A 19,090-nucleotide genomic window follows, 5' to 3' on the forward strand; every position below is an offset into this window, starting at 1 on the left:
AGATCTCTGGAGGGTTGCTCAGCGTCCCCAGCAATCCTTCGTGGTCAGGCCTTCAGCCTGATTGCTGAGGCCAATGGCACCGGCCTGGTCGATGGTGAAGCTGCCACATTTGTCTGCGGCCATCAGGCCATCGGCCTTGGGTTGCGCAACCAGCGAAAAAGTCGTGTCGGTCAAGGTTGCAGCAATGCTGTAGTAATCATTTCCCAGGCTAAGGTCTGGAGCATTGCTATAGACCCCGGACTTGGAGTGATAGCGTTCGAGCTGTTGCGCCTGCTCGCTCAGCAGCACAGCAATTTCACTGCGGTGCGGTTTCTTCATGTATTCGGTGATGCTGGGAAGGCTCAGGGTGAGCACCAGGCCAATGATCGCAATCACGATCATGACTTCGATCAGGGTAAGACCCTGGTTGGATCTGCGCATGGTCAAGAATCTCGCTTACTGAATTTGTCGCCACAGGATACGACGCCCATCCATCGGTAGGTTTCCTACCGCATTACCGACGCTCTCAGGGAATCTGCTACGGGTCTCATGGGTGTCCGGTTCCGGCTTGGTCTGGCTAAATGCCCGGCCCGCTGGTCCATCCTCACGGGCATCACTACTCCCCGTTGCCGCAGCGCCGAGCATCTTACCGCTGAACACGTCCACCTCGGTCAATTTCCCACGATCCACGTCCGGCACATGTGCATAAATGCTCTCCAGGACACTTCGCAAAGGCCCGGAAAATCCGACAGCGGTCACTCGAAACAGGAGCACTGGGCGGCTCACAAGAAGCTCGACTACCGGCTCCCGGGCTACCCCCAGGTTCTGCACGCGGTAGTAACCCTCTTTCGTCGCTATCCACTGCCCTCCACCCCCCATGATCTCTGGAGGCGCGCATTGCAGGAAGTTGCCACATGGCGCCAGGACATGACCGCCTCGCCGCACTGCGCCTTCCCCCTCCCTCAAGGCCGTTTCGGCAGACTGGAAGGCGCGATTGTACAGGGCCAGGCTGGCAGCCATCTTCTCCTGCAGCAGGGCATTGTGCATGGCTGAAAGGCCAATCATCGTCAGCAATGACAGGAATACCAGGCTGGTCAAAAGCGCCATGCCACGCTCCTTGGCACTTGCACAGACAACGGCAGTCATCACGGCAGTCTGTTACGTAGGGCCGCCACCACCGTGAAACGCTGCGCACGGACAGCCGCGCCAGGAGCACCCAGCGTCAGGCTCAACCTGACGCTGCGTATACGCGCCGGATCCTGCGGATTACGACTGTAGTAAGACGCCAAGCGTGCAGTGGCCGAATGGGCCAGGCCAAAACTCACATCGAAGGCCTCGACATTATCCAGCAACACCACTTGCTGCTGGCCCAGTCCGCTGCCCAGTAGCAGTTGATGGTTCTTGAACCGGTAGAACAATCGACGCAGGGCAAATACCTGCTGCCCTTCAGCGCCTTTGTGTACTCCTGAATAGGCCACCGCACTCGTCCGACAATCAGTCACCAGGCTCCAGGTCGGTGCGCTGCCCACCTCCCCGATATCGACGGTCACCAGGCTCAATTTCTGCTCGGCACGGCTCCACTGGATCGGCGCCGACATATGCCGGGAGAACGAACCGCCGGTACTGGCATCCTCAATGGTTCGCAAGCAGCCGGAAAACCCCACCATGCGAATCTCTTGCAGCATCTTGCCCAGGACAAAACGCGCCTCCTCCTGCTGGTAGGCCGACGCCCCCTGGCTCATGTAGGTGCTCTTGGCTGCAATGAACACCTGGACGGCCCCCAGTACCAGAACCAGGCTCAAGAGCAGCGCCAGCATCATCTCCACCAGACCAAATCCCGGGCTTGGATGACTCATTGGGCACCTCCCGCTTCTGCCGACAACTTGCTGCCCAGCAGTAGGCTGCGCTGGGTGCCCGAAGCCCCGGCGGCACGTGAGTCATCCCAGGAGATACGGACGCTATGGACGCCGCGTTCAAGACTGATGCTGCCCTTGGCACCCGGCCCGCCAAAGCTTGCAACGTTGCTGGCAAAGTCATTCAGGTCCTGGTCCCGAATATTGTCTCTATGCTCATCGCCGCGGCTAGCCACCGTGTAATCCGCTCCAGCATTGGCCCTGATCCGGTCGAGCATGTCATAGGCGATGAAGCTGGCCTGGGTGCTCATCCGGGCACTGTCGGTGTACTGCAAAGCCTTGAGTTGGACCAACGCCGCTCCCAACAAGCCCAAGGCCAGGATCGAGAGCGCCACCAACACCTCCACCAGGCTCGTGCCGGCCTGTGCATATCGTTGCCCCATTGCCCCTCCGCTCATCGACACAGCCACGACCAACATCGTCATTGCCTGAGGTTAGTCCCGGAGTCATCGCTGGAGCGGCATCTGGAACAACCGGCAATACAATGCAGCCAACTCGACAAGTGCGTCCCAGAGCAGGCGGTGCAAGAGCGGGTAGCGAACGGGCACGGTGCGATGAAACCCTTTGTAGGGATTCATGAGGGAGCTCAAGGCGCAGCGCGGCTATAACCAGCCATAAGTCCAGGCAGCTATGTGAAAACCTGCCTGTGGATTTCGCAGAGCCGTCACTTCCAGGGAGGAGAATACTGTGCACGAGAGAGGTTTCAGCTTGATCGAGCTACTGACCGCACTGGCGCTGCTGGTGTTACTGCTACCGCTTTCCAGCACCACGTTCAGTGAACTGCTGTCTTCGAACCGGCAACAGGATGCTGCACGAACCCTGGCCAGCGATCTGCGCAACGCCAGGGCCGCAGCGATTCAGCATCGCCACACGACACTGGTCCATGCCATGGGCGGAGGCTGGAGCCAAGGCTGGAGAGTCATCCTGGACATCAGCGGCAAAGGGGCAAAAGATCCGGAGAACCCACTGATCATGGAGCGCCGGGGCACAAGAGGAATCGCAATAGAGGGCAACCGCCCGGTGCAGGATTTCGTGCGCTTCAGCGCCATGGGCAGCCCACTGCTACCAACGGGAGCCTTTCAGGCTGGCACGTTGCATATCTGCCAGAGGGCCCGGGAAGGCAGCCTCTATCAGGTAGTGTTATCGCGCAGTGGCAGGATCAGCCTGCGCGATGAAATCATCGAACAGGCTTCATGCACATCCCCTGGCTGATCAGAGCAGAGAACGGACCCGCAGTTCTTTGGGCATGGAGAACGTGATGTTCTCTTCGCGACCGGCGAGCTCGTCGGCGCCCGTCGCCCCCCAAGCCTGGAGCTGCTGGATTACACCACGCACCAGGACCTCCGGAGCCGATGCCCCTGCGGTGATGCCAATGCGCTCGACACTCTCGAACCAGTTGCGCTGCAGATCCTCGGCACCATCGATGAGGTAGGCCGGAGTCGCCATGCGCTCGGCCAACTCGCGCAGGCGGTTGGAGTTGGAACTGTTGGGGCTACCCACCACCAACACGACGTCACACTCGTCGGCCAGCTGCTTGACCGCATCTTGCCGGTTCTGCGTGGCATAGCAGATATCATCCTTGCGCGGCCCGCCGATGGCTGGGAAACGCGCCCGCAAGGCATCGATCACGCGGCTGGTGTCGTCCATGGACAAGGTGGTCTGGGTCACGAAAGCCAGGCGATCGGGGTTCTGCACCTGCAGCTCGGCCACATCCTTCTCATCCTCCACCAGGTAGATGGCGCCACCGTTGCTGGAGTCGTACTGCCCCATGGTGCCCTCGACCTCAGGGTGGCCAGCGTGGCCGATAAGAATGCACTCTCGACCATCGCGACTGTAGCGCGCCACTTCGATATGCACCTTGGTCACCAACGGACAGGTGGCGTCGAACACCTTGAGGCCGCGGCCGGCAGCTTCGCTGCGCACGGCCTGGGATACGCCGTGGGCGCTGAAGATGACAATGACGTCATCCGGCACCTGATCCAGCTCTTCGACGAAGATCGCTCCACGATTGCGCAGGTCTTCGACGACAAATTTGTTGTGCACCACTTCATGCCGGACGTAGATCGGCGGCCCGAAGACTTCCAGGGCGCGATTGACGATTTCGATCGCCCGGTCCACGCCGGCGCAGAAGCCACGGGGATTGGCGAGTTTGATTTGCATGCTGTGCCTCGTGTCTTGCGCGCAAGAAGTTAGATCGTTGTAGACAGCGGATCGCCGGCAAGCCGGCTCCTTAAGAATAGGAGACGGCCTGCCGGCGATGCTTTAAAGCGCTTTGACGTCGATAATCTCGACATCAAAGGTCAAGGTCTTGCCAGCCAGCGGATGGTTGAAATCAACGGTGACCTGGGCTTCATCGAAGCTTTTGACCACACCGGGCAACTCAGTGTTCGCCGCGTCGTTAAAGATCACCAGCAACCCCTCCGACAACTCCATATCCTGGAACTGCGAACGTGGAATGACTTGTACGTTCTGCGGGTTGGGCTGGCCAAAGGCGCTTTCCGGCTCGATGGTCAGGTTACGCTTGTCGCCAGCCTTGAAGCCGAACAGCGCCGCCTCGAACCCCGGGAGCAGGTTGCCATCGCCCACCTTGAAGGTCGCAGGAGCCTTGTCGAAGGTGCTGTCCACCGTATCGCCGTTCTCCAGGCGCAATGCGAAGTGCAGAGTGACTTCGGTGTTCTGGCCGATGCGTTGCCCAGCCAATGCCTGTTCAGTCATGAACGGTTTCTCCGGTTTTCTTGCTCTTGAACATATCCAGGGCCAGCATCACGGCACCGACGGTAATAGCGCTGTCGGCGAAGTTGAATGCCGGGAAGTACCAGCGGTTCTGCCAGTGCACCAGGATGAAATCGATCACATGACCCAGGACGATGCGGTCATACAGGTTGCCCAGGGCACCACCCAGCACCAGGGCCAGGGCGATGGCCAGCCAGGTCTCACCCCGGCCCAGGCGCTTGAGCCAGACCACCAGCACCGCGCTGACCACAATGGCGATCAGGGCGAACAGCCAGCGCTGCCAACCCGAGCCGTCGGCCAGGAAACTGAAGGCGGCACCGGTGTTGTAGGCCAGGGTCCAGCTGAAGTAGTCGGGAATCACCACGATCTGCTGGTACATGGTCAGCGAGTTTTCGAAGTGCAGCTTGCTGACCTGGTCAATGACCAGGACCAGCACGCTCAGCAACAGCCAGCTCAGACGACCGAAACGGCCTGCGGCATTAGGCATAGTGACGGACCTCGCCTTCGCCGCTGATGTTATCTACGCAGCGACCGCAGATCTCCGGATGCTCAGGGTGGACGCCGACATCTTCACGGCAGTGCCAGCAACGGGCGCACTTGGCGAAGCTCGACTTGACCACTTTCAACTTGAGACCGCTGACCTCAGTGGCCACTGCGTCCGCCGGCGCCTGTGCAAGAGGCGCGACACTGGCGGTGGAGGTGATCAGCACGAAGCGCAGTTCGTTGCTCAACTTGGCCAGGTCGGCCGACAGTGCGTCTTCGGCATACAGTGTCACTTCGGCCTGCAGGTTGCCGCCTACCGCTTTCGCAGCACGCTGGTTCTCCAGTTCCTTGTTGACCGCGACCTTGACCGCCATGATCCGCTCCCAGTAGGCACGGTCCAGTTCGAAGCCTTCCGGCAGCTCGCTCAGCCCTTCGTACCAGGTATTGAGCATCACCGACTCATTGCGCTCGCCCGGCAGGTACTGCCACAGCTCGTCGGCGGTGAAAGCCAGGATCGGCGCGATCCAGCGCACCAGCGCCTCGCTGATGTGGAACAGCGCGGTCTGGCAGGAGCGACGGGCCTTGCTGTCGGCGCCGGTGGTGTATTGGCGGTCCTTGATGATGTCCAGGTAGAAACCGCCCAGCTCCTGCACGCAGAAGTTGTGCACCTTGGAGTAGACGTTCCAGAAGCGGTATTCGCCGTAGTGCAGCTCCAGCTCACGCTGCAGCAGCAAGGTACGGTCCACGGCCCAGCGGTCCAGGGCCAGCATGTCTTCGGCTGGCAGCAGATCGGTGGCCGGATTGAAACCGCTCAGGTTGGAAAGCAGGAAACGCGCGGTGTTGCGGATCCGCCGGTAGGCGTCGGCACTACGCTGTAGGATCTGGTCGGATACTGCCATCTCGCCAGAGTAGTCGGTCGCCGAGACCCACAGGCGCATGATGTCGGCGCCCAGGGTGTTGTTGACCTTCTCCGGCTCGATGGTATTGCCCAGCGACTTGGACATCTTGCGCCCGCTTTCGTCCACGGTGAAACCATGGGTCAGCAGTTCGCGGTACGGCGCATGGCCGTCGATGGCGCAGCCGGTCAGCAAGGAGGAATGGAACCAACCGCGGTGCTGGTCGGAACCCTCCAGGTACAGGTCGGCGCGCGGACCTGTGGCGTGACCGATATCGTGGGAGCCGCGCAGCACGTGCCAGTGAGTGGTGCCGGAGTCGAACCAGACATCCAGGGTGTCGGCGATCTTGTCGTACTGGCCGGCTTCATCGCCGAGCAGCTCGGCGGCGTCCATCTTGAACCAGGCCTCGATGCCTTCCTTCTCGACGCGCTTGGCCACTTCTTCCATCAGCTCGACGGTGCGCGGGTGCAACTCGCCGCTTTCCTTGTGCAGGAAGAACGGAATCGGCACGCCCCAATTGCGCTGGCGGGAAATGCACCAGTCCGGACGGTTGGCGATCATCGAATGCAGGCGCGCCTGGCCCCAGGCCGGCACGAACTGGGTGTTCTCGATAGCCTGCAGGGCACGCTCGCGCAGGGTGTCGCCGGCCACCGGTTGCTTGTCCATGCCGACGAACCATTGCGCAGTCGCGCGATAGATCAGCGGAGTCTTGTGACGCCAGCAATGCATGTAGCTGTGGCTGATGGTCTCGGTGTGCAGCAACGCACCGACTTCGCTCAGCTTGTCGACGATGGCCGGGTTGGCCTTCCAGATGAACTGGCCGCCAAAGAACTCCAGGGAAGGCGCATAGACGCCATTGCTCTGGACCGGGTTGAGGATGTCGTCGTTGACCATGCCGTAGCGCTTGCAGGTCACGAAGTCGTCCTCACCGTAGGCCGGCGCGGAGTGGACCACGCCAGTACCGGCACCCAGCTCTACGTAGTCGGCCAGGTATACCGGCGACAGGCGATCATAGAACGGATGACGGAAATTGATCAGCTCCAGGGCCGAACCCGGGGCAGTCACGATCACCGAACCTTCCAGGCCGTAACGGGCCAGGCAGGACTCCACCAGCTCCTCGGCCAGGACCAACAGGCGCTCACCGGTATCCACCAGGGCGTAGTTGAACTCCGGATGGATGTTCAGAGCCTGGTTGGCCGGGATGGTCCACGGGGTGGTGGTCCAGATCACGATGGCCGCGGGCTTGGCCAGCTTGGCCAGGCCGAAGGCAGCGGCCAGTTTGTCCTCGTCGGCGACCGGGAAGGCCACGTCGATGGTGGCGGACTTCTTGTCCTGGTACTCGACTTCCGCCTCGGCCAGGGCCGAACCGCAATCGAAGCACCAGTTCACCGGCTTGAGGCCCTTGAACACGAAGCCACCCTTGACCATCTGGGCCAGGGCACGGATTTCACCGGCCTCGTTGGCAAAGTTCATGGTCTTGTAGGGGTTGTCCCAGTCGCCCAGCACGCCCAGGCGGATGAACTCGACCTTCTGGCCCTCGATCTGCTCGGAGGCGTAGGCGCGGCACAACTCGCGGGTCTGGTCCGAGGACAGGTTCTTGCCGTGGGTCACCTCGACCTTGTGCTCGATCGGCAGGCCATGGCAATCCCAGCCCGGCACGTACGGAGCGTCGAAGCCCGACAGGGTCTTGGAACGGATGATCATGTCCTTGAGGATCTTGTTCAGCGCATGACCGATGTGGATCTTGCCATTGGCGTAGGGAGGACCATCGTGCAGAACGAACTTTGGACGGTCCTTGCCAATCTCGCGCAACTTTCCGTACAGGCCAATGCTGTCCCAACGCTGCAGAATCTGTGGTTCGCGCTGAGGCAGGCCGGCCTTCATTGGGAAGGCGGTGTCCGGAAGGTTTAACGTGGCTTTATAGTCGGTCATTTAAGGCTCTTCATTAGCGATTGGCGCTATGGATACGTGCCACTTGGGCACGGGCGGCGGCAACATCCGCATTGATCGCCGTCTTCAACGCCTCCAGGGAGGCGAAACGCTGCTCTTCACGCAGCTTATGGTGGAAAACCACCGTCAAACGCCGGTCATACAGATCGCCGGCAAAATCTAAAAGATGAATTTCCAGGTGGGCCTTGCCATCACCTGCGACCGTGGGGCGGACGCCGATATTGGCAACTCCCGGCCAGGCCTTGCCATCGATGTCGACACTGACCAGGTAGACCCCGGAGAGCGGCACACGACGACGCTTCAATTGCACGTTGGCCGTGGGCGTACCCAACTGGCGCGCCAGTTTCTGGCCATGCAGGACCCGACCGGCAATCCGGTACGGGCGACCGAGCAAGCGTTCGGCCAGCTCGAAATCAGCGGCAGCCAGTGCATTGCGGACCTGGGTACTGCTGATACGCAAGCCATCGAGTTCAACAGTCTGGGCCGCCTCGACGGTAAACCCGTGGGTCACGCCCGCCTGCTGCAGGAACTCGAAGTCGCCCGCCCGATCACACCCAAAACGGAAGTCGTCGCCGACCTCCAGGTGCTGTACCCCCAGGCCATCCACCAGGATCCGCTCGACGAACTCGCTGGCACTGAGCTTGCTCAGGCGCTGGTTGAACGCCAGGCACAGGACCCGGTCGACCCCTGCCTGAGCCAGCAACTGCAACTTGTCGCGCAAGCGTGCCAGGCGTGCAGGAGCAGACTCGGGAGCGAAGAACTCTCGCGGCTGTGGCTCGAAAATGACCACACAGCTGGGCACGCCCAGTTCAAGCGCACGCTCACGCAGTCGACCCAGGATAGCCTGGTGACCAAGGTGAACACCGTCGAAGTTGCCAATAGTGGCGACGCAGCCCCGATGCTGGGGGCGCAGATTGTGAAGGCCTCGAACCAGCTGCATAACGCGCTTCTTGCTCATAAAGTGGCCGATTATAACCACACCGGGCGGCTGACGACAGGCAGCACCACACCCCAAAGTGATCGAACCGACAAAACCTGTGTCAACCCCGCCCCAACAACTAAACCGTCGTCAGTTCAGAGCCTTGCGATTGAAGTCCCGCAGGCGAAAGCCCAGTAACGCCAACATACCGAAATAAGCCACTACACCGGCTGCCACCAAGGCTCCCAGGCGCAGAAAGCGCTCGAGCATATGCCCCTGATCCCAGGCCGGCATGAAATACATCGCCCCCAGCAACACGCCCGACATCACCGCTACCGCGACGATCAGCTTCAGGGTGAAGACGCCCCACCCCGGCTGGGGCAGGAACATCTGCTGCTTGCGCAACTGGTAGAACAGCAGGCCCGCATTGATACAGGCACCGCCGCTGATGGCCAAGGCCAGGCCCGCATGCTTGAAGGGACCGATCAGCATGAGGTTGAGCAACTGAGTGATAACCAGGGTAAAAATGGCGATTTTCACCGGCGTGCGGATGTTCTGCTGGGCATAGAAACCCGGCGCCAACACCTTGATCACGATGATCCCCAACAAACCGACGGCATAAGCCACCAGCGCGCGCTGAGTCATGGCGGCATCGAAGGCACTGAACTCACCGTACTGGAACAGGGACACCGTCAAGGGCTCTGCCAGGATCCCCAGCGCCAGGGAGCAAGGCAGCACCAGGATGAAACACAGGCGCAACCCCCAATCGAGGATCCGCGAATATTCGTGACGATCCTTATTGGCGTAGGTCTTGGCGAGCGTTGGCAGCAGGATGGTCCCGAGCGCCACGCCCAACACACCCGAAGGCAGCTCCATGAGGCGATCGGCGTAATACATCCACGACACCGAGCCGGCCACCAGGAACGAAGCGAAGATGGTGTTGATGATCAACGAAATCTGGCTCACCGACACCCCGAGGATCGCTGGCAGCATCTGCTTCAGCACCCGCCACACCCCAGTATCACGCAGACTCAGGCGCGGCAGCACGAGCATGCCGATCTTCTTCAGATGCGGCAGCTGGTAGAGCAACTGCGCCAGCCCCCCAGCCAGCACCGCCCACCCCAGAGCCATCACGGGGGGATCGAAGTACGGCGTGAGGAACACCGCGAAGATGATCATGCTGACATTGAGCAGGGTCGGTACGAAGGCCGGCACCGAGAAGCGATTCCAGGTATTGAGGATCGCCCCGGCCAGGGATGAGAGGGAGATCAGCAATATATAAGGAAAGGTCACCCGCAACAGGTCGGAGGTCAGGGCGAACTTTTCCGGGGAATCGACGAAACCCGGCGCCGTGGCCCAGATGACCCAGGGCGCTGCGATCATTCCAAGGGCCGTGACCAATGCCAGCACCAGGGTCAACAAGCCGGACACGTAAGCGATGAAAGTACGCGTCGCCTCTTCGCCCTGCTGGCTCTTGTACTCCGCGAGGATCGGTACGAAGGCCTGGGAAAACGCTCCCTCGGCAAAGATCCGCCGCAACAGGTTGGGCAACTTGAAGGCAATGAAGAAGGCATCCGTGGCCATCCCGGCACCGAAGGTACGCGCGATGATGGTGTCACGCACAAACCCCAGCACTCGGGAAAGCATCGTGATAGAGCTGACGGCGGCCAACGACTTGAGCAGGTTCATGAAAAGCTTTGTGCCTTAGTAGATAAACAGCAGGCGAAAGGATGCCCACCTGTGCGATACTCCGCGCCGCAACAGCACAGAGCCAAAGCTCGCGAGTTTACAGGTCAAGCGCCGGAAATAAATATCCCGCCTCTTCAGATCGACCACTCAGCGGAACGCATCAGCTGCCCTTGACAACACACCAACTCATCGGCATGATTCGCGGCCTATTTTGTTTGCTATTTCCCAAAAAGTCTTTCGAGGAGCTCGACGGTGGCCAACTCACCTTCCGCCAAAAAACGTGCAAAACAGGCTGAGAAGCGTCGCAGCCACAACGCCAGCCTGCGTTCCATGGTTCGTACCTACATCAAGAATGTAGTTAAAGCCATCGACGCAAAAGACGCCGAAAAAGCGCAAGCTGCTTACGTTCTGGCCGTGCCAGTTATCGACCGTATGGCCGATAAAGGCATCATCCACAAGAACAAAGCTGCTCGCCATAAAGGCCGCCTGAATGGCCACATCAAGGCTCTGAAGCTCGCTGCTGCAGCCTAAGCGATACGCTTGTTGAAAAACCGACCCAAGGGTCGGTTTTTTATTGCCTGTAATTCAACCCGCCCGACGAGCCAGCCCAACATCCACAGGGCCGACTCGCCAGCGATCAGATTACTGATGCGACCAAGGCAGGATCGGAATCGCCGTCACCGCATTCTGCGGACTACCCTCGATCAACCGATCGCTATAGACCAGGTACACCAGGGTATTGCGCTTCTTGTCGAGGAAGCGCACCACCTGCATGGTCTTGAACACCAATGACGTGCGTTCCTTGAATACCTCCTCGCCATCCTTCAGGTCACCCTTGAAGGCAATCGGCCCCACCTGGCGACAGGCAATGGAGGCCTCGGCTCGATCCTCGGCCAAACCCAGGCCACCCTTGAGACCACCCGTCTTGGCCCGCGACAGATAGCAGGTCACGCCATCGACCTTGGGGTCATCGAACGCCTCGACGACGATCCGATCATTCGGCCCAACAAACTTGAAGACCGTGGACACCTGGCCAATCTCCTCGGCCGACGCCATGAGCGGCATCGCCAAGAACAAACCCAACAATCCCTTTGCCATGCGCATTCGATTTTTCCTTATGCCACTCAAACCAGAATCAGATTGTCGCGATGAACCAGCTCCGGCTCGGCCATGTAGCCCAGCACACCGACAATCGCATCGGAAGGCTGGCCAATGATCTTCTGTGCCTCTTGCGCACTGTAGTTAGCCAACCCACGAGCGATCTCGCGCCCATCAGGCGCCACGCAGACCACCATCTCACCACGCCGGAAGCCACCCTGGACCTGCTTGACACCAACCGGCAGCAAACTCTTGCGGCCCTGGGCCAACGCAGACACTGCCCCCTCATCGAGCACCAGGGTACCGCGAGTCTGCAGATGCCCAGCCAACCACTGCTTGCGCGCAGCCAGCATGCCGCGCTCCGGCGACAGCAAGGTGCCGATCCGCTCGCCCGCCTTCAACCGATCCAGGACCCGCTCCAGCCGCCCACCCACGATGATCGTGTGCGCCCCGGAACGCGCCGCCAACCGCGCAGCGCGCAGCTTGGTCTGCATACCGCCACGCCCCAGAGCACCGCCAGTACCACCAGCCACCGCATCCAGGGCTGGATCATCGGCTCGCGCCTCATAGATCAGCTGGGCGCCTGGATTACTGCGCGGGTCAGCATCGAACATGCCATCGCGATCAGTCAGGATCACCAGCAAATCCGCCTCCACCAGGTTGGCCACCAGTGCCGCCAGGGTATCGTTATCACCAAAACGGATCTCATCGGTGACCACGGTATCGTTCTCGTTGATCACCGGGATCACCTTGAGCTCGACCAATGCGCGCAAGGTGCTGCGCGCATTGAGGTAACGCTTGCGATCCGACAAGTCGTCATGGGTCAGGAGGATCTGCGCGGTATGCCGACCATGCTCGGCGAAGCTCGATTCCCAAGCCTGCACCAGCCCCATCTGGCCAATGGCCGCGGCAGCCTGCAACTCATGCATCGCACTCGGTCGTGCGGTCCAGCCCAGGCGACTCATGCCAGCAGCGACAGCGCCGGAAGAGACCAGCACCAGCTCGACACCAGCCTCATGCAAGGCCACCATCTGCTCAACCCACACACCCATCGCTGCGCGATCCAGCCCCTTGCCGTCCGCCGTCAGCAGCGCACTGCCGATCTTCACGACCCAGCGCTGTGCACCCGTCACCTTGCTCCGCATCTCATTCAACCTTTGCCAGCGAGCGACGCGACCGAGCGCCACTCATGGGGTTATTCGTATGTACGCCGCGCAGACACCAAAACGCCGCTCAGATGAGCGGCGCATTGAAAGCTGGCCCGGCAGCGATGATAACACCGCGCCAAGCCAGATAAACCGTCTTCGCGGGCAAGCCCGCCAACGATGAATCAGTCGCGGACGTAGATGATTTCCGGGCCATCCTCGTCATCCACATCCTCCTCATCCCAGTCATCGTCGCCGATATCATGGACGCTCTTCACGCCAGTGCGGCGCAGGGCCCGCTGGTCATCCAGGGCCTGCAGCTGGGCACGCGCCTCATCCTCGATACGCTGATCCAGCTCGGCCAGCTCATCGGCAAAGGCCGGGTCGGCCGCCAGACGATCGGCACGATCTTCCAGGTACCGCATGATGTCACGGCTCAGGCGCTCGGTGCCTTCCTTGGAGATAGCCGAGATCACATACACAGGACCGGTCCACTCCAGGCGCTCGACAACCTCCTTGACGCGCTCCTCCTGTTCCTCCTCAAGAAGCATGTCGCTCTTGTTCAGCACCAGCCAGCGCTCACGCTCAGCCAGGGACGGACTGAACTTCATCAGCTCGTTGACAATCACCTCGGCAGCATCGGCAGGACTGCTCTCATCCAGCGGCGCCATGTCCACCAGGTGCAACAGGATGCGCGTACGCGCCAGGTGCTTGAGGAAGCGGATCCCCAGGCCAGCGCCATCGGAAGCCCCCTCGATCAACCCCGGAATATCCGCGATCACGAAGCTCTTCCAGCGATCGACGCTGACCACGCCCAGGTTCGGCACCAGGGTCGTGAACGGATAGTCGGCGACTTTCGGCTTGGCCGCGGAAACCGAACGAATGAAGGTACTCTTGCCGGCATTCGGCAAGCCCAGCAGACCAACGTCCGCCAGCACCTTCAACTCCAACTTGAGGTCACGCTGCTCGCCCGGTTTGCCCGGTGTGGTCTGGCGTGGCGCACGATTGGTACTGGACTTGAAGCGGGTGTTACCCAGGCCGTGCCAGCCACCCTGCACCACCATCAGGCGCTGGCCCGCCTTGGTCAGGTCACCGATGACCTCCTGGGTGCCAGCATCGATCACCGTGGTACCAACCGGAACCCGCAACTCCAGGTCCTCGCCCTTCTTGCCGGTGCAGTCGGTGCTACCGCCATTGGAGCCACGCTCGGCGTCAAAATGGCGGGTATAGCGGTAGTCCACCAGGGTATTGAGGTTTTCGTCGGCGACCATGAAGATCGAGCCGCCATCACCGCCATCACCACCGTTGGGACCACCGTTCTCGATGAACTTTTCCCGACGGAAACTCATGCAACCATTGCCGCCGTCGCCAGCTTTTACTCGGATCGAAACTTCATCAACAAACTTCATGATCAAACGCCTCTCGCCGCACGGGCGAGCTGAAAAAACCAAGACATAAGACTCTTGCAAAAATGAGCGCAGCGGCCTCAATCAACGACCGAAAATTCCAACGCTGGCAGCCCGTACAAACAGCTTTGCAAGAGACTCATCCCACAAACGAAAAAGCCCCGTCGCGAGACAGGGCTTTTCCAGCGATCGCGCAATTAAGCTGCGACGACGCTCACGTAACGACGACCGAAGGCGCCTTTTACTTCAAACTTGATCACGCCTTCGATTTTCGCGAACAGGGTGTGATCCTTGCCCATGCCAACGCCGTAGCCAGCGTGGAATTGGGTGCCGCGCTGACGCACGATGATGTTGCCGGCCTTGATGACCTGGCCGCCATACATCTTCACGCCAAGGCGTTTGGCTTCTGAGTCGCGACCGTTACGGGTACTACCACCAGCTTTTTTGTGTGCCATGAGTTCAATTCTCCTAGTGAGGAATTAGGCTGAAATTAAGCCTGAATACCGGTGATTTTGATCTCGGTGAACCACTGGCGGTGGCCCATACGCTTCATGTGGTGCTTACGGCGACGGAACTTGATGATGCGGACTTTATCGTGACGACCTTGGGCGATCACTTCAGCCTTGACGGTTGCGCCAGCAACAACAGGTGCGCCGATGTTCACGTCATCGCCATTGGCGACCAACAGAACGCGGTCAAAAGTCACGGATTCGCCAGTGGCGACTTCCAGTTTTTCGATCTTCAGGTATTCACCTTCAGCGACCTTGTATTGCTTACCGCCGGTAACGATTACTGCGTACATGGTATTTCTCCGATAATCCTGCTCACCCAGCTCTTAATAAGAAGAGGTATTGGCTGGCATGGCTGCATGGGGCTGGAACGGCCCAAGTGCAATTGCGTAAGGCAGGTGCTGCCCAGGAAGTTCAGGGTGCGCGATTGTACGCAAGGCACAATAACGATGCAAGTGCCGCTCAGGAGCGCGAAAGATGCTGTCAAGCCCTTGTGCCAAAAGAAAAGAAAGCATGCCATCAGGCTTCAATGGCAAAACAAGAGCATTAACCTAGTATTTTACCTTGGCAAATTACGGCATACCGGGGCTTTACCCTCTCGGGAACGCGCCTTGACACCTGCGGACGTGGGTCCTAGCATGCCGCGCATCCCTTCTGGAGCACCTGTCACTGATGCAACCCCAAGCTTTCTACCGCGCGGTGGCGGAAGATTTTAACGCCGTCGACGGCATCATCAAGAAACAATTGACGTCCCGAGTACCGCTGGTTTCGAAAATCGGCGACTACATTACCTCGGCCGGCGGTAAACGCCTGCGTCCTCTATTGGTGCTGCTGTGCGGCAAGGCCCTGGGTCGCGAGGGCGACGATCTGCGCATGCTGGCCGCCACCATCGAATTCCTGCATACCGCCACCTTGCTGCATGACGATGTAGTCGACATGTCCGGCATGCGGCGTGGACGCTCGACCGCCAACGCGATGTGGGGCAACGCCCCAAGCGTGCTAGTGGGCGACTTCCTGTACTCGCGCTCGTTCGAAATGATGGTCGAACTGGGCTCGATGCCCGTCATGCGCATCCTGTCCCATGCCACACGCATCATTGCCGAAGGCGAAGTACTGCAACTGTCCAAGGTACGCGACGCCAGCACCACCGAAGAAACCTACATGGAAGTCATCCGCGGCAAGACCGCGATGCTCTTCGAGGCCTCGACCCACAGTGCCGCGGCCCTGGCCGGCGCGACGCAGGAACAGGCCGAGGCGCTGCGCACCTTTGGCGACCATCTCGGCGTAGCCTTCCAACTGGTCGACGACCTGCTGGATTATCGCGGCGATGCAGACACGCTGGGCAAGAACGTCGGTGACGACCTGGCAGAAGGCAAGCCGACATTGCCATTGATCTACACCATGCGTGAAGGCACCCCGGAACAAGCGGCCCTGGTTCGCCAAGCGATCCAGAAAGGCGGGATCGAAGATCTTGAAAGCATCCGCAATGCGGTCGAAGCCTCTGGCTCCCTGGACTACACCGCGCAACTGGCTCGTGATTACGTCGCTCGTGCCATTGCCTGCCTTGAAGCCCTGCCAGCCAGCGAATACCGCGATGCCCTGGTGGAGCTGAGCGAATTCGCGGTGGCCCGCACTCACTAAGATGCACCCCGGCTCCTGCCAGTGGCAGGAGCCGGTCCTACCTCCAGGCCCTGCGCCCCCGCTTCCCGGCAAAACCCTATATAATGTGCGCTTTTTAGCCATCCTGACTTTGAGGAGCCTAAGTGAGCACTTTGCCACCCTGCCCAAAATGCAATTCCGAATACACCTACGAAGACGGTACCCAGCTGATCTGCCCCGAGTGCGCCCATGAATGGTCCGCCAGTGGCGAAGCCGAAGCCGCTTCCGATGAAGCAGTGAAAAAGGATTCGGTGGGCAACGTACTGCAGGACGGCGATACCATCACCGTGATCAAGGACCTCAAGGTCAAGGGCACTTCCCTGGTAGTCAAGGTCGGTACCAAGGTCAAGAACATCCGCCTGTGCGATGGCGACCACGATATCGACTGCAAGATCGATGGCATCGGCCCGATGAAACTCAAGTCCGAGTTCGTCCGCAAGGTTTGAAGCCACGCCTCTCGCGCCCAGCGCGAGAGGCCTCCCCATCCTCAAGCACTCCCCTGCTAGCCAAAAGCCATTCGCTTTGAGCGAAAGCAATTTCTGCGCAGAAAAAAGCAGAAACCGCCAATAGGCACTTGCTATTCATTGAATAAGAATTATTCTCATTGAACCCCATTCAAGGAGATGAGAACCATGACTTATTTGATTGATGCCTGGCTGGATCGCCCACACCCCTACCTGCGAATCCTGCATCGGGAAACCGGGGAAGTCTGTGCGGTGTTGGAAGAAGAAGCCCTGAACGAGCTGCAGGACCAGGGTGATCTGGACCTGAATGGCTTGAGCTCCAGCGAACCACTGGTTCTCAAGGAGTTGGTGCGCAACCTGTTTTTGTTCTGCTACGCCAGAGCCTTGCGGCCGACCGGCACCGACAGCCAGGGCCTGAGCGCAAGAATCCGCCTATGACCCCGCTGCCGATCAAGGAGCCTGCTCGCAGGCGATGACGACAGTTTCGTCGCCAACGGGCAGGCTCCTCTACCGATTACAGAACGTCCAGCAACTCGACGTCGAATACCAGAACGCTGTGCGGAGGAATGCTGCCAACGCCTTGCGCACCGTAAGCCAGCTCGCTCGGTACATACAGGCGCCATTTGCTACCGGCATTCATCAGTTGCAGGGCTTCAGTCCAGCCCGCGATCACGCCGCCTACCGGGAACTCGGCAGGTTGGCCACGCTCGTAGGAGCTGTCGAATACGGTGCCGTCGATCAGGGTACCGTGGTAATGAGTACGCACGCTGTCTTCACGGGTCGGCTTGGCGCCTTCGCCCTGGGTCAGCACTTCGAACTGCAAGCCGGAAGCCAGAGTGGTGATGCCTTCACGCTTGGCATTTTCAGCCAGGAATGCCAGGCCCGCACCTGCTGCGGCCTCAGCCTTGGCAGCGGCCTCAGCCTGCATGATTTCGCGAATCACCTTGAAGCTGGCGGACATTTCGTCCTGGCCAACGCGGCTTGGCTTACCATCAAAAGCATCGGTCAGGCCTGCCAGGATCGCCTCCAGGCTCACGCCCGGCGGTGGGTTATCACGCAGTTGGTCGCCCAACTGACGGCCAATACCGTAGCTGACGCGGGTTTCGTCGGTAGACAGGTTTACTTCGGACATGACGCTGCTCCGCTGTGCGGACGGCTCGCGAAGCACCGTGCGAAAGCACGTTCCTCCGGAGCGCCCGGAACCAAAAGGGCGAGCAGACTAGCACAGAAGGCCAGCGCGGATCATCGCCGCCGGGAGCTCAGCCCCCGGCATGCAGGGTGATGGGGACTTTCAAGCGATCATCAGTCCCGGCAGCCAGCCCGCACATCTCGTCGTGCACCAGGGTATGGATCAGGTTGAATGGTAAATCAGGAAAGGCCTGCAGCACCTCACGGGCATGTTCTACCGAACGCAAGTGGAATGTCTGGCCCTGGGCGTCGATCAGTGGAAAGGCCATCCCATGCATTCGAGCCTCAAGCAGGTAGATTCCCCCCTCCAGGGAGATCAGGTTCAACTCGTCGACTTTTCCGGCAAGAGCGTAGGCATTCATTTCCTGCAGGTTCATGAGCGCACCTCGTGCAATCCACTCCCGTGACCTGTACAGGGATATGCCCCGGCCAGGAAAAGCACAAGCCACAAACGACACCGCCCGTCCGTTTCACAACGGACGGGCGGTATTCATCCCGCTCACAAGAGCCCTTAGTGCTTGGTCAGCTTGTCCAGGTAACCCATGGCAAATGCGGAGACAACGAAAGTCATGTGGATAACCACGTACCACAGCAGGTATTCGGTAGGAATGTTCTTGGCATCCATGAACACTCGCAGCAGATGGATCGAGGAAATCGCCACGATGGACGCAGCCACCTTCATCTTCAGCGACGAGGAGTCCATCTTGCCCAGCCAGCTGAGCTTCTCCTTGTTTTCATCGATGTCCAACTGCGACACGAAGTTCTCGTAGCCGGAAATCATCACCATCACCAGCAAGCCGCCCACCAGCGCCATGTCGATCAACGACAGCAGCACCAGGATCAGGTCGGACTCGGCCATGGAAAACACATTGGGAATGACGTGGAAGACTTCCTGGAAGAACTTCAATGCCAGCGCCAGCAGGCCCAGGGACAGGCCGAAGTAGATCGGCGCCAGCAGCCAGCGTGAGGCATACATTGTATTTTCGATAAAACGTTCCATTGAAATCTCGTACCTGATGTGAAAGCGGCGCCGAGTATATCAGCGCTCAAAAAGCCCAT

Annotated in this window: 23 protein-coding genes; 5 read left to right on the plus strand and 18 right to left on the minus strand. The window is 59.9% G+C overall.

Annotated elements, in window-relative coordinates; all coding sequences use genetic code 11:
* Positions 1-18: 18 nt before the first annotated feature.
* Genes ATY02_RS31405 through pilV form a run of 4 tightly spaced genes read right to left on the minus strand, consistent with a single transcriptional unit; the run spans position 19 to position 2,275 of the window.
* Complete coding sequence (locus ATY02_RS31405) at positions 19-420, minus strand: type IV pilin protein (RefSeq protein WP_068580979.1); 402 nt, start codon at positions 418-420, stop codon at positions 19-21.
* Positions 421-435: 15 nt separating this feature from the next.
* Positions 436-1,086, minus strand: coding sequence for a pilus assembly PilX family protein (locus ATY02_RS36460; protein WP_068580982.1), 651 nt, complete (start codon positions 1,084-1,086; stop codon positions 436-438).
* A 38-nt stretch (positions 1,087-1,124) separates the two neighbouring features.
* The gene (locus ATY02_RS31415) at positions 1,125-1,835 is read right to left on the minus strand and encodes a PilW family protein (RefSeq protein ID WP_068580985.1); all 711 of its coding nucleotides are present in this window, start codon (positions 1,833-1,835) and stop codon (positions 1,125-1,127) included.
* Positions 1,832-2,275 (minus strand): type IV pilus modification protein PilV, encoded by a 444-nt coding sequence (pilV, locus tag ATY02_RS31420; protein ID WP_068580988.1) that lies wholly within the window; start codon positions 2,273-2,275, stop codon positions 1,832-1,834. The genes ATY02_RS31415 and pilV overlap by 4 nt, the downstream gene beginning before the upstream one ends.
* A 304-nt stretch (positions 2,276-2,579) precedes the next feature.
* On the opposite strand from pilV, the gene ATY02_RS31425 reads away from it, so the two are divergent.
* Positions 2,580-3,104 carry a GspH/FimT family protein gene (locus ATY02_RS31425; protein ID WP_068580991.1) on the plus strand — a complete coding sequence of 175 codons (525 nt, stop codon included), beginning with the start codon at positions 2,580-2,582 and terminating at the stop codon, positions 3,102-3,104.
* On the opposite strand, the gene ispH is transcribed toward ATY02_RS31425, so the two are convergent.
* The 6 genes from ispH to murJ all read right to left on the minus strand — a co-directional run bounded on the left by ispH (position 3,105) and on the right by murJ (position 10,562).
* Positions 3,105-4,052 (minus strand): 4-hydroxy-3-methylbut-2-enyl diphosphate reductase, encoded by a 948-nt coding sequence (gene ispH / locus ATY02_RS31430; protein WP_068580993.1) that lies wholly within the window; start codon positions 4,050-4,052, stop codon positions 3,105-3,107.
* A gap of 102 nt (positions 4,053-4,154) precedes the next feature.
* Positions 4,155-4,607, minus strand: coding sequence for an FKBP-type peptidyl-prolyl cis-trans isomerase (gene fkpB / locus ATY02_RS31435; RefSeq protein ID WP_068595631.1), 453 nt, complete (start codon positions 4,605-4,607; stop codon positions 4,155-4,157).
* Positions 4,600-5,112, minus strand: coding sequence for a signal peptidase II (gene lspA, locus ATY02_RS31440; protein ID WP_068581052.1), 513 nt, complete (start codon positions 5,110-5,112; stop codon positions 4,600-4,602). Before lspA ends, fkpB begins: the two co-directional genes overlap by 8 nt.
* Positions 5,105-7,936: an isoleucine--tRNA ligase gene (ileS, locus tag ATY02_RS31445; protein ID WP_068581048.1), complete on the minus strand. Its 2,832-nt coding sequence runs from the start codon at positions 7,934-7,936 to the stop codon at positions 5,105-5,107. Before ileS ends, lspA begins: the two co-directional genes overlap by 8 nt.
* A gap of 13 nt (positions 7,937-7,949) precedes the next feature.
* The gene (gene ribF / locus ATY02_RS31450) at positions 7,950-8,894 is read right to left on the minus strand and encodes a bifunctional riboflavin kinase/FAD synthetase (RefSeq protein ID WP_068581046.1); all 945 of its coding nucleotides are present in this window, start codon (positions 8,892-8,894) and stop codon (positions 7,950-7,952) included.
* Between the two features lie 129 nt (positions 8,895-9,023).
* Positions 9,024-10,562, minus strand: coding sequence for a murein biosynthesis integral membrane protein MurJ (gene murJ / locus ATY02_RS31455; protein WP_068581043.1), 1,539 nt, complete (start codon positions 10,560-10,562; stop codon positions 9,024-9,026).
* A 252-nt stretch (positions 10,563-10,814) separates the two neighbouring features.
* Here murJ and rpsT point away from each other — a divergent pair, with 252 nt between their 5' ends.
* Entirely contained in the window at positions 10,815-11,093 is a 279-nt protein-coding gene (gene rpsT, locus ATY02_RS31460) for a 30S ribosomal protein S20 (RefSeq protein ID WP_009050949.1), read from the plus strand.
* 111 nt (positions 11,094-11,204) lie between these two features.
* Here the strand turns inward: rpsT and ATY02_RS31465 are convergent, their stop codons facing one another.
* The 5 genes from ATY02_RS31465 to rplU form a co-directional block, all read right to left on the minus strand.
* Positions 11,205-11,666, minus strand: a complete 462-nt coding sequence (locus ATY02_RS31465) for a CreA family protein (protein WP_068581040.1) — start codon at positions 11,664-11,666, stop codon at positions 11,205-11,207.
* 20 nt (positions 11,667-11,686) lie between these two features.
* Positions 11,687-12,805: a glutamate 5-kinase gene (gene proB, locus ATY02_RS31470; protein ID WP_068581037.1), complete on the minus strand. Its 1,119-nt coding sequence runs from the start codon at positions 12,803-12,805 to the stop codon at positions 11,687-11,689.
* Between the two features lie 185 nt (positions 12,806-12,990).
* Entirely contained in the window at positions 12,991-14,214 is a 1,224-nt protein-coding gene (gene cgtA, locus ATY02_RS31475) for an Obg family GTPase CgtA (protein WP_031320559.1), read from the minus strand.
* A gap of 194 nt (positions 14,215-14,408) precedes the next feature.
* Positions 14,409-14,666, minus strand: a complete 258-nt coding sequence (gene rpmA / locus ATY02_RS31480; protein ID WP_003228360.1) for a 50S ribosomal protein L27 — start codon at positions 14,664-14,666, stop codon at positions 14,409-14,411.
* A gap of 35 nt (positions 14,667-14,701) precedes the next feature.
* A complete protein-coding gene (gene rplU / locus ATY02_RS31485; RefSeq protein ID WP_068581034.1) occupies positions 14,702-15,013 on the minus strand; it encodes a 50S ribosomal protein L21 in 312 nt (103 codons plus the stop codon).
* A 379-nt stretch (positions 15,014-15,392) separates the two neighbouring features.
* On the opposite strand from rplU, the gene ATY02_RS31490 reads away from it, so the two are divergent.
* The 3 genes from ATY02_RS31490 (at position 15,393) to ATY02_RS31500 (ending at position 17,281) form a co-directional block, all read left to right on the plus strand.
* Positions 15,393-16,361: a polyprenyl synthetase family protein gene (locus ATY02_RS31490; RefSeq protein WP_068605706.1), complete on the plus strand. Its 969-nt coding sequence runs from the start codon at positions 15,393-15,395 to the stop codon at positions 16,359-16,361.
* Positions 16,362-16,483: 122 nt separating this feature from the next.
* Entirely contained in the window at positions 16,484-16,825 is a 342-nt protein-coding gene (locus ATY02_RS31495; protein WP_016967028.1) for a zinc ribbon domain-containing protein YjdM, read from the plus strand.
* A 186-nt stretch (positions 16,826-17,011) separates the two neighbouring features.
* Positions 17,012-17,281: a hypothetical protein gene (locus ATY02_RS31500; RefSeq protein WP_068580996.1), complete on the plus strand. Its 270-nt coding sequence runs from the start codon at positions 17,012-17,014 to the stop codon at positions 17,279-17,281.
* A 76-nt stretch (positions 17,282-17,357) separates the two neighbouring features.
* Here ATY02_RS31500 and ATY02_RS31505 read toward each other — a convergent pair whose 3' ends face one another.
* The 3 genes from ATY02_RS31505 to ATY02_RS31515 all read right to left on the minus strand — a co-directional run bounded on the left by ATY02_RS31505 (position 17,358) and on the right by ATY02_RS31515 (position 19,031).
* Complete coding sequence (locus tag ATY02_RS31505) at positions 17,358-17,975, minus strand: FKBP-type peptidyl-prolyl cis-trans isomerase (RefSeq protein ID WP_068580999.1); 618 nt, start codon at positions 17,973-17,975, stop codon at positions 17,358-17,360.
* 127 nt (positions 17,976-18,102) lie between these two features.
* Positions 18,103-18,408, minus strand: coding sequence for a DUF6482 family protein (locus ATY02_RS31510; protein ID WP_068581002.1), 306 nt, complete (start codon positions 18,406-18,408; stop codon positions 18,103-18,105).
* Positions 18,409-18,542: 134 nt separating this feature from the next.
* Positions 18,543-19,031, minus strand: coding sequence for a TIGR00645 family protein (locus ATY02_RS31515; RefSeq protein ID WP_068581005.1), 489 nt, complete (start codon positions 19,029-19,031; stop codon positions 18,543-18,545).
* Between the last annotated feature and the right edge of the window lie 59 nt (positions 19,032-19,090).

Source organism: Pseudomonas sp. BIOMIG1BAC (assembly GCF_001705995.2).
Lineage (GTDB): Bacteria > Pseudomonadota > Gammaproteobacteria > Pseudomonadales > Pseudomonadaceae > Aquipseudomonas > Aquipseudomonas sessilinigenes.

Excerpts from the sequence above, each read along its gene's own strand:
- fkpB (WP_068595631.1), bottom strand. The coding sequence starts at position 4,607 with ATGACTGAACAGGCATTGGCTGGGCAACGCATCGGCCAGAACACCGAA.
- ATY02_RS36460 (WP_068580982.1), bottom strand. The coding sequence starts at position 1,086 with ATGGCGCTTTTGACCAGCCTGGTATTCCTGTCATTGCTGACGATGATT.
- ATY02_RS31510 (WP_068581002.1), bottom strand. The coding sequence starts at position 18,408 with ATGAACCTGCAGGAAATGAATGCCTACGCTCTTGCCGGAAAAGTCGAC.
- rpmA (WP_003228360.1), bottom strand. The coding sequence starts at position 14,666 with ATGGCACACAAAAAAGCTGGTGGTAGTACCCGTAACGGTCGCGACTCA.
- murJ (WP_068581043.1), bottom strand. The coding sequence starts at position 10,562 with ATGAACCTGCTCAAGTCGTTGGCCGCCGTCAGCTCTATCACGATGCTT.
- ATY02_RS31505 (WP_068580999.1), bottom strand. The coding sequence starts at position 17,975 with ATGTCCGAAGTAAACCTGTCTACCGACGAAACCCGCGTCAGCTACGGT.
- ATY02_RS31465 (WP_068581040.1), bottom strand. The coding sequence starts at position 11,666 with ATGCGCATGGCAAAGGGATTGTTGGGTTTGTTCTTGGCGATGCCGCTC.
- ATY02_RS31490 (WP_068605706.1), top strand. The coding sequence starts at position 15,393 with ATGCAACCCCAAGCTTTCTACCGCGCGGTGGCGGAAGATTTTAACGCC.
- lspA (WP_068581052.1), bottom strand. The coding sequence starts at position 5,112 with ATGCCTAATGCCGCAGGCCGTTTCGGTCGTCTGAGCTGGCTGTTGCTG.
- pilV (WP_068580988.1), bottom strand. The coding sequence starts at position 2,275 with ATGGGGCAACGATATGCACAGGCCGGCACGAGCCTGGTGGAGGTGTTG.
- ATY02_RS31405 (WP_068580979.1), bottom strand. The coding sequence starts at position 420 with ATGCGCAGATCCAACCAGGGTCTTACCCTGATCGAAGTCATGATCGTG.
- ribF (WP_068581046.1), bottom strand. The coding sequence starts at position 8,894 with ATGCAGCTGGTTCGAGGCCTTCACAATCTGCGCCCCCAGCATCGGGGC.
- ileS (WP_068581048.1), bottom strand. The coding sequence starts at position 7,936 with ATGACCGACTATAAAGCCACGTTAAACCTTCCGGACACCGCCTTCCCA.
- ATY02_RS31515 (WP_068581005.1), bottom strand. The coding sequence starts at position 19,031 with ATGGAACGTTTTATCGAAAATACAATGTATGCCTCACGCTGGCTGCTG.
- ATY02_RS31500 (WP_068580996.1), top strand. The coding sequence starts at position 17,012 with ATGACTTATTTGATTGATGCCTGGCTGGATCGCCCACACCCCTACCTG.
- rplU (WP_068581034.1), bottom strand. The coding sequence starts at position 15,013 with ATGTACGCAGTAATCGTTACCGGCGGTAAGCAATACAAGGTCGCTGAA.
- ATY02_RS31415 (WP_068580985.1), bottom strand. The coding sequence starts at position 1,835 with ATGAGTCATCCAAGCCCGGGATTTGGTCTGGTGGAGATGATGCTGGCG.
- ispH (WP_068580993.1), bottom strand. The coding sequence starts at position 4,052 with ATGCAAATCAAACTCGCCAATCCCCGTGGCTTCTGCGCCGGCGTGGAC.
- cgtA (WP_031320559.1), bottom strand. The coding sequence starts at position 14,214 with ATGAAGTTTGTTGATGAAGTTTCGATCCGAGTAAAAGCTGGCGACGGC.
- proB (WP_068581037.1), bottom strand. The coding sequence starts at position 12,805 with ATGCGGAGCAAGGTGACGGGTGCACAGCGCTGGGTCGTGAAGATCGGC.